An 8,539-nucleotide genomic window follows, 5' to 3' on the forward strand; every position below is an offset into this window, starting at 1 on the left:
CGCCTCGATGTCCACTCAGGTATTCATTTTCGGAGCGCTAAACGGCGTCGGCATTGGAATGATCTACTTCATCCTGTCGATCGGTCTGACCATGATTTTCGGCCTGATGCAATTTGTGAACTTCGCGCACGGGGCGTTTTACATGGTCTCCGCCTACGCCGCATTCGCGATAGCTCAATGGACCGGAAGCGTTCTTCCGGCCCTGCTGATTAGTCCGCTTCTGGCCGCGATTTTCGCACTTGTCTCCGAGCGAGTGCTGTTGCAGCGGACGTACAATTTGCCTCATGAGGCGCAGATACTGATTACCTTCGCGCTCGCGATCCTGGCGCAGGAGACGGTGACCATGATCTTCGGCACCTTGGGAAAGAATGTGCCGGTGCCGGAGATGTTCAACGGCGTCGTGATCCTCGGAGGTTTCGTATATCCGTCATATCGGCTGTTCGTCGTGGCAGTGGCCGTGGTGGTGGCTGTAGTGATGTGGTTGGCAATCGAACGCACCCGTCTCGGCGCCATGCTGCGCGCCGCAGCGGAAAATGCCGAAATGGTCGGGCTGCTCGGATTCGACTCCCGCAAGATCTTCATGGGCGCATTTGCCTTCGGAGGGGCGCTCGCAGGCCTCGCCGGCGCTCTGGCTGCGCCGTTACGCGGCGTCGAGCCGCTCATGGGTCGTGAGGCCCTCGCGATCGCTTTCGTCGTCGTGATCCTCGGTGGGCTTGGAAGCTTCAGCGGAGCACTTTTGGCTGCGCTGCTCATTGGTATCACCCAATCGCTCATGAGCATGATCTGGCCAGGAGGAGCTCATCTCATGATCTATGGCGTCATGACGATGATTCTGGCGTTCCGCCCGACCGGGCTCATGGGGCGGTCGTGATGACCAATGCAAGCCCGCGCTTTCCGAATGGAACGACTGTCGCAATCGGGGCAATTCTCGTCGCGTTGCCTTGGGTTTTGCCGTCGCTGACACTGGCGAGCGAAATCCTGGTGGTCGCAACGGGCGCCTTGAGCTGCACTTTGCTTCTTGGATCGGTCGGTCTGCTTTCATTCGGTCAAGGGCTTTATTTCGGCTTGGGGGCCTACGTATCCGCCATTCTCATTCGTGACTTCGGCATGAATGCGTCGGTTGCCGCCTTGGCAGCATCTGTCGCGGGATGCCTTCTAGCGGCTGCTGCCGGGCTGCTGATCGTGCGGCGCCAAGGCGTTTATTTCGTGATGTTGACATTGGCATTCGCGCAGATGGGCTTTTTTCTCGCGCTGGCCTTTCCGAAGCTGACCGCTGGTGAGAACGGCCTCGGAAACGTACCGCGAACGACCATCGCTTTCGGAAAGTTCGCGCTGTCGAGTCCCGGGCTGCTCTATGCGTTTCTGGCGCTGCTTTGCTTCGCAGCCTTTGCCATCGTGCAAAGAATAATAGCGTCGCCATTCGGTAGCGTCCTTAATTCGATCCGCCACAACGATAACCGCTCAGAAGCATTGGGGTACGACGTGCGCCGCTTCAAATTCGCGGCGGTTACCATCGCTGGCGGGATCGCAGCGCTGGCAGGCGCAATGAACACGCTCATGCTCAGCTTCGTGCCTTTGAGCGCCGTCGACGTCGAAACAAGCGAACGGTTGCTGATCGCTTCCCTGATAGGAGGAGTTGGATCCCCTCTGGGCGCGCTCGTCGGGGCTACGGTCCTCGGCGCAATGTCCGACTTTCTCTCACCGGTGTGGCCGCGTTGGTCCATGATTGTTGCATTGCTTCTGATTGTGGTTGTGCTGTTCCTGCGCGATGGGCTTCTTGGGTTGGGCAGCGTGATGGGACGCCACCGGAAGGAGGCTCCCAATGGCTGATCCTCTACTGACGGCCAAAGGCTTGGGAGTACGGTTCGGCTCGTTTCAGGCGGTTTCCGATCTCGACTTGTCGATAGATCACGGCTCCCTTCATTCCGTAATCGGGCCCAACGGAGCAGGCAAGACCACGCTGTTCAATGCCCTGAGCGGGACGCGCCCTCCCACACAGGGCGAGATAACATTCCGGAACCGTCCGATAACGAACGTACCCGCCCATCGTCGCGTCCATTTGGGACTTTCGAGATCGTTCCAGCTCACCAATATCTTCCGCGACCTTCCGGTGGTCGAGAATATCTTGTTGGCGCTCCAGGCGGTCGCCGGTCGCGAGGCATGGACGTTTTGGCGGAGCCGCGATCCTTCGAAAGTATCGCGTCAGCGCGCTGCGGAATTGGCGGGTCAGGTCGGTCTGGCAACGCGCCTCGAAGCGCGAGCAGGCGATTTATCTCATGGAGCACAACGTGCTCTCGAGATAGCCATGGCTTTGGCTGCCGATCCCATGCTGCTGTTCTTGGACGAGCCGTTGGCCGGAATGGGGCTGGATGACGTGCATAGGACCAAACTTCTCATCAAGAGCCTCGCACCGCAGCGCACTGTCGTTCTCATCGAACACAATATGAGCGTCGTGCTCGATATATCGGACAAGATCACGGTGCTGGCGCAGGGCAGGAAGATCGCCGAAGGTTCACCGCAGCAAATTCGAACGAACGCCGACGTCAAGAGTGCGTACCTTGGATCAGCCGCATGACCGCGCTCCTCATTCGCGATCTTCACGCTTGGTACGAGAAGAGTCACATCCTGCAAGGCGTGGATGTTGAGGTACAGAAGGGGAAGACGGTTGCCATTCTTGGCCGCAACGGGGCCGGAAAGACGACCACGCTTCGCTCGATCATGGGGTTAGTTCGTACCCAAGGAACGATCACTTTCGACGGTAGATCGGTAGTTGGGGTTCCGACGCACGAAATCGCCGGTCGTGGTCTGGCGTTGGTTCCCGAGAACAGGGCGATCTTCAGCACGTTGGACGTCAGGGAAAACCTTAGTATCGCTCGTCGGAAGGGTTCACCCTGGACGCCCGACGCAGCAGCCGAACTATTTCCGGTGCTCAGAAAAAGATGGAAGTCGGCGGCCGGCCGGCTCTCCGGAGGCGAGCAGCAGATGCTTGCGATTGCGCGAGCTTTGATGACGAACCCGAAGCTGCTGCTGCTAGATGAGCCGACGGAGGGGTTGGCGCCGGTAATCGTTGACCAGCTAGTCGAGCTCATGCTCAACCTAAAGGCCCGTGGGCTCACCATTCTCCTCGTCGAGCAGAGCATACAGGTGTGCAGCGCCGTTGCTGACGTCCACGCGATATTGGACGAGGGCCGGGTCGTCTGGACCGGGAGCACGGCGAGCCTGTCTTCTTCGGCCGATATCCTGGCGAAGCATCTCACCCTGGAAAATGCATAGCCTGTCGGGAGCGTCGATGGCGCGGCAAATCGAACTGAGGGGCGACGTAGTTCAGCACATCTTTCGCTCCAGCCTTACCGACGAAGTCTTGGCCGCTTTGGATCAATTCTGGCCGCTCACGCGGCGTGGCTACATAGCTGGATGCTCCTCCGGCACGTAACCGCTGCGCAACCGAGGCCATTCCGGGATCGACTTGAGGAACGCTGCGTGGACCTCGAACCAATGTTTGCCGAATTGCTCTTGGAGCAATCGTCACTCCTCCCGCGATGGCGTGCAAGGGTTGTCAGACGGATCGCTCCGACGCAAATCCGTCGTCCGACGACGTGGGCATGCCGCTGGCAGCGATGTCCTGGTTACGGCGGGTAGCTGGTCCGCACTCGACTACAACACTGCCGCCCCGCAGAGCGTCACCGTGAAGGTGACTGATCAGGGCGGGATGACGGCGACCACGTCGTGCGAAGTGCACTCCGAGTAGGCGCCCAAGGGGGCTGTCGGAAGAGGTCGTATAATTCATCTCGCAGGAGAAGAACGAATCCGACTGGATGCTCCAGTGGCGGCTGGAAGCCTATCGGCGCTGGCTGACCATGACCGAGCCGATCTGGGCGCGCGTCGACTATCCCAGGATCGACTTCCAGGACCCACGCGGCGCCGAAGCCGAGGAGGACGGTCTCCTCGCTCGACGAGATCGACCCGGAAGATCCCGACGGATCGATAAAATTCGATCAAATCCGCCCACCTTGGATTCAGCCCATTCTTAACCTTTGACCAACCGTCGGTCCGGCTTAACCGGGGGGAAGCGGCTCGGAGCCTATCCTTTGCCCCACAAGATCCGGGACAGGGACCGACGCAAAGCCGTCGACCGATGCGCCGGACAACGGGGCGTCGGTCATGTCGGTCGTGGATCTCGCGCGGTTACTCCCGCGCGCATTGGGGATCGTGCTTGTCCTTCTGTTCAGCGGCGCAGGCTGCTGCGGAGCGTGGTCGAAAACGCAACCGAAACGGCCGGCGGCCCTCGCTGCCGTTGTGGACGCCACTTCATTGTTCACGGCTTTCCCCGCGCGTGCCGGGACGGACGGTATCCAGCTTGCTTCACTCGAGGCGAGGGGCCTGCCGGCGTCATCTCATGGGAGCGGATCGGCCGGCCAGGGGCCGTTCGGGATGTCGACGTTTCGCGCCCCGGATGGACTGTTGTGGACGAAATGGCGCGACGTGGCCGCGAGGATCGACGTCGAAGCCGGGTTGATCGATGACTGTCGATCCGATGACGGCGGATGCCCGTCAGCGGCTGCGCGGAAATTTCTCGCCATCATGCGCGCGGCAAGTGACCCCGATATTCGGACCCGCGTCGAAGCGGTCAACACACGCGTCAATCGGGCGATCCGTTACGTCAGCGACATGCAACAGCACGGCGTCGTCGATCTCTGGAGCTCGCCGCTGGAGTCATTGGCCGCCGGTGTCGGCGATTGCGAGGATTATGCGATCGCGAAGCGGGCGCTGCTGCTTGCCGTGGGCGTTCCGGAGACCGATATGCAGCTCTTGCTCGTTCAGGACACGGTCGTGCGTCAACCCCATGCGGTGCTCGGGGTTCGCATCGACGGTCGCTGGTCCGTCCTCGACAACCGCAATTCAGAAATCATCGAAACCAGCGAGCTGCCCCACCTGCTGCCGTTGTTTGCGATCGACCACCGTGGCGTCAGCTTGTTCGCGGTGCAGGGCACGAAAGGGTTGCCGCGGCAAAGCCAGCCCGACACGACGTCGGCGGCGGGAGCCTGAACCGAGGCGCGCCGGGCTGCACAATCGCCGTCACGGCTTGGTCATCGCGTCATAGGCCTGGCCAAAACCCTTGAACGAAACCGGGATGGCAATGTCCTGCAGGGCTGCGTCCTTGAACTGCAGCTTGCCGTTGTCGGTCAGGCCGCGAAGCTTCTTGATGACGTCGTCCTTGATCTCGATGTCGGCGATGCAGGCCCCGGGCAGACAGCGCCGATAGACGCCGACGATACCGGGATCCTTGTCGTCCGCGACCAGCTTTGCACCGGTCGGCAGCCACACGTTGATCGGTACCTGAAACACGATCTTCATCGGATCCTTGCTGCTCTGTCGGCCGATCGCGATCTGGGTCACCGGTTGAGCCTGCCCCTTGATCTGCATCGCCTGCGCCATCTCGCAGGTCTTCGTCGTGTCGTTGACTTCGCAACGCACCGTCCAATCGTCATAGGACGCGGTGGTGCGCTGCGGTGTCTGTGCGAGCGCGCTCGTCATGGGAGCCGAGATCAGCGCGAGTGCGATCAAGGCGCGCGACATCGTCATGGCTTGTCTCCTGTTGAAGATCGATGGATGCGGCGTGTGCGCAGCAAGCGACCGCGATGCAGCTAGTGAGAAATTCGCCGGCGCGCCAATTCAAATCGGAAATGATGGCTATTCACTCAGCCTATAGTGCGGCGTGGGCCGCACGTTCGACTTGTTTTCTTCGGCGCGCTACGCAACAAGCAATTCCTGAACTCGCGGGGGGCGTGGCGTGGAAGGGCGGGGGCTTGGCATGAAAGCGTGGCATTGCACGGCAGCGACAATCTGCGGATTGGTCGCGGGGTCGATGCAGATGGCGCATGCACAGCAGTCGGTGCCGTCGCCGAGCCAGGTCGCCCCGCCGGAGATACGCCCCGCGCCGTCGGCGCCGACGCGCATTCTGCTGCCGCGCGTCGAGGTCGGCCAGGCCGTCCCCGAGCAAGCCAAGAAGCTGAATTTCATTCTTACCGGCTTCGACATCGAAGGCGAGTTCGCCGAGCTCGAGGCCCAGCGCCGCGAGCTCGAGCGAAGCCTGGTCGGCAAGCGCGTGACCGTTGCGCAAGTATTCGAATTCGGCGCGGCGCTGCAGGCGCTCTACGTGCGCGCGGGCTACCCTCTGGTACGGGTGATCGTCAGCCCACAGGAGCTCGACAAGGCGGCGCGGGTCAAGATCCGCGTGGTTGATGGTTTCATCGAGCGCATCGATGCCGAGGCGATTGCGTCCCTCACCAGGCCCCGCGTGGTCGCCGTTCTCGAGCGTCTCATCGGCAAGCGGCATTTGACCCAGGGGGAGCTGGAACGGCAGTTGCTGATCGCCGGCGATGCGCCGGGGCTCGAGCTCAACGCCGTGTTCACCGGCGGCAAGGAAATCGGCGGTTCGATCCTGGTGTTGTCGGGCCGCTACAAGCCGGTCTCGGCGAGCATCTATGGTGACAACGCCATGCCCGTCGTGTTCGGCACCGGGCAAATGGTGACGTCGGCGTCGCTCAACGGGGTGCTCGGTTTAGGCGAGCAGGTCTCGGTGTCGGCTTCCGGGCTGCCCGACGCCGATTTCGTCACCGCCAATCCGACCCGGCGCTATCTCTCCGCCACGGTGATGATACCGCTCGGCGTCGATGGCTGGAGGGTCGAGGCGAGCGGCACGCAGGGCAAGACGACGCCCCGGGTCGATCCGATATTTTCGAGCCAGGGGCTGCTGACACAAGGGCGCGTCAAGCTGGCGTTCGACGCGGTGAAGCGGCGAGACGCGGAGCTGACCCTGAGCGGGCGGCTGGACTCAACGGATGAAGAGGTCGACTCGCTGCTGTTCACACCGGCGATTCCGTTGAGCCGCGACCGTCTGCGCGTTGTGCGTGCCGCTGCTGACGGCATCTGGCGGCTGCGCGAAAGCGGGACCGTGGTGTCGTATGGCGCGATGGTCTCACAGGGACTGAATGCACTGGGCGCGCGAACGGCCGCGGACGCGAGTCCGCTGCTGCCGTTGTCCCGAGCCGGTGCCGACGCCGTGTTCACAAAATTCGAAGGCCGGTTCCAGGTCACCCAGAATCTGCCGGAGAATTTCTTCGTCTCGCTCGCCGCCTTCGGCCAGACCTCGTTCAATCGTCCGCTGCTCAAGTCGGAGCAATACGATCTGGTCGGCGCGCAGATGCTGTCCGGCTACAACGCCGGCTCGTTTGCCGGCGACAGCGCCTGGGCTACGCGCGCCGAGATCGGCCGCAATATCGCCTGGCCGAGCGAGATCCTGCCCATTGTGCTGACGCCGTATTTGTTTGGCGCCTCCGGGGAGCGGTTGCTGGCTCAGCCGTCGGCGCTCGAACTCGCCAGCTTGCACGCGTCCAATCTCGGCGGAGGTCTGCGACTCTATCTTCCGGTGTTCGGAACTTTCCCGGCAAGCTTCTCGGGCTTCGTCGAGGGCAGCCGTCAGCATAGCAACGATCCGACCCAGCAGGGCTGGCGGCTGTTCGCGGGCGGTTCGTTGCACTACTGAGCAGACTCGATGTCGCGCAGCGCCTCGGCTGACGGCGACGGCGTTCGCAGTTTCTGCACCGCCTGCATCATGGTCTGCCGCAGCCAGATGTGGCCGGGGTCCAGATCGTTGTTGCTGTGCCACATCACAAAGATCTGCTGCTCGGGAATCTCGACCGGGATTTCGTGCACGTCGAGTTCGAAATTGTGGGCGATCTCGTTGACGAAGGCACGCGGCAACATGCCGACGAGGTCGCTGCGCTCGACCATGGGCGGGATCGACCAGATCTTGGACGCCATGTAGGCGAGGCGGCGCGACTGAAGGACGGAGGCCAGAGTCTTGTCCATGCCGGTCAGGCCGCGCAGATCGTAGTTGAGCCCGATATACGGCAGCCGCAGGAATGTCTCGAGATCGAGCGGTCGGGTAATGCCGGGATGGTTGCGACGGGTCACGACCACCATGTCGGCCGGGCACAGTGGCTGGACGGTGATCTCGAAGATGTTGTCGATCGGAAACGGGAAGCAGGCCAGATCGATGGTGCCGGCCCGGATCTCCTCATACACCTTCGTGTGCGCCTGGATGCACTCGATGTTGACGCCGGGCGCCCGTGACAGCATCTCGCGCACCACGGGCGGCATGATGATCGGCTCCATGGCATCGACGATAACGACCCGGAATACCCGCTTGTAGGTCGTCCAGTCGATTTCCGTTCCGGTGCCGAGATGGCGGCCGATCAGGCCGAGCGCCTCGCGCACCGGCTGGATCAATTCGCGCGCCTTGATGGTCGGCTCGACCCCGCCAGTTGCGCGCACGAACAGCGGATCGTCGATCAGCTCGCGCAACCGTGCCAGCGCGTTGGAGACCGCCGGCTGGCTCATGCCGAGACGATCGGCTGCCCGGCTGATGTTCTTCGTCGCGTAGATCGCTTCGAAGATGACGAGAAGGTTAAGGTCAACGGTCTTGAGATTCTTGGTCATCCGCTGGCTTTCCAGGCTTCCAAAGCCCGTTTCGGCC

At 62.0% G+C, this 8,539-nt stretch carries 8 protein-coding genes and 1 pseudogene; 7 read left to right on the plus strand and 2 right to left on the minus strand.

What is annotated here, in order from left to right; all coding sequences use genetic code 11:
• The first annotated feature begins 7 nt into the window (after window positions 1-7).
• The 6 genes and pseudogenes from TSA1_RS15600 to TSA1_RS15625 all read left to right on the plus strand — a co-directional run bounded on the left by TSA1_RS15600 (window position 8) and on the right by TSA1_RS15625 (window position 5,046).
• A complete protein-coding gene (locus tag TSA1_RS15600) occupies window positions 8-871 on the plus strand; it encodes a branched-chain amino acid ABC transporter permease (RefSeq protein WP_100177139.1) in 864 nt (287 codons plus the stop codon).
• Window positions 871-1,830 carry a branched-chain amino acid ABC transporter permease gene (locus TSA1_RS15605; protein ID WP_145984310.1) on the plus strand — a complete coding sequence of 320 codons (960 nt, stop codon included), beginning with the start codon at window positions 871-873 and terminating at the stop codon, window positions 1,828-1,830. The genes TSA1_RS15600 and TSA1_RS15605 overlap by 1 nt, the downstream gene beginning before the upstream one ends.
• Window positions 1,823-2,575 carry an ABC transporter ATP-binding protein gene (locus TSA1_RS15610; RefSeq protein WP_100177141.1) on the plus strand — a complete coding sequence of 251 codons (753 nt, stop codon included), beginning with the start codon at window positions 1,823-1,825 and terminating at the stop codon, window positions 2,573-2,575. The genes TSA1_RS15605 and TSA1_RS15610 overlap by 8 nt, the downstream gene beginning before the upstream one ends.
• Window positions 2,572-3,273, plus strand: coding sequence for an ABC transporter ATP-binding protein (locus TSA1_RS15615; protein ID WP_100177142.1), 702 nt, complete (start codon window positions 2,572-2,574; stop codon window positions 3,271-3,273). Before TSA1_RS15610 ends, TSA1_RS15615 begins: the two co-directional genes overlap by 4 nt.
• A gap of 473 nt (window positions 3,274-3,746) precedes the next feature.
• A pseudogene (locus TSA1_RS41045) lies at window positions 3,747-3,969 on the plus strand (Fe-S cluster assembly protein SufB); the annotation flags it as partial.
• Window positions 3,970-4,161: 192 nt separating this feature from the next.
• Window positions 4,162-5,046 carry a transglutaminase-like cysteine peptidase gene (locus tag TSA1_RS15625; protein ID WP_100177143.1) on the plus strand — a complete coding sequence of 295 codons (885 nt, stop codon included), beginning with the start codon at window positions 4,162-4,164 and terminating at the stop codon, window positions 5,044-5,046.
• Window positions 5,047-5,076: 30 nt separating this feature from the next.
• On the opposite strand, the gene TSA1_RS15630 is transcribed toward TSA1_RS15625, so the two are convergent.
• Window positions 5,077-5,583 (minus strand): invasion associated locus B family protein, encoded by a 507-nt coding sequence (locus tag TSA1_RS15630; protein WP_100177144.1) that lies wholly within the window; start codon window positions 5,581-5,583, stop codon window positions 5,077-5,079.
• Between the two features lie 229 nt (window positions 5,584-5,812).
• Between TSA1_RS15630 and TSA1_RS15635 the strand changes: the two genes are divergently transcribed.
• A complete protein-coding gene (locus tag TSA1_RS15635; RefSeq protein WP_100177145.1) occupies window positions 5,813-7,546 on the plus strand; it encodes a ShlB/FhaC/HecB family hemolysin secretion/activation protein in 1,734 nt (577 codons plus the stop codon).
• Here TSA1_RS15635 and TSA1_RS15640 read toward each other — a convergent pair.
• Window positions 7,540-8,502, minus strand: a complete 963-nt coding sequence (locus TSA1_RS15640) for a LysR substrate-binding domain-containing protein (protein WP_100177146.1) — start codon at window positions 8,500-8,502, stop codon at window positions 7,540-7,542. The two genes, TSA1_RS15635 and TSA1_RS15640, sit on opposite strands and share 7 nt — an antisense overlap.
• Between the last annotated feature and the right edge of the window lie 37 nt (window positions 8,503-8,539).

It is taken from the genome of Bradyrhizobium nitroreducens, from assembly GCF_002776695.1.
Classification (GTDB): Bacteria; Pseudomonadota; Alphaproteobacteria; order Rhizobiales; family Xanthobacteraceae; genus Bradyrhizobium; species Bradyrhizobium nitroreducens.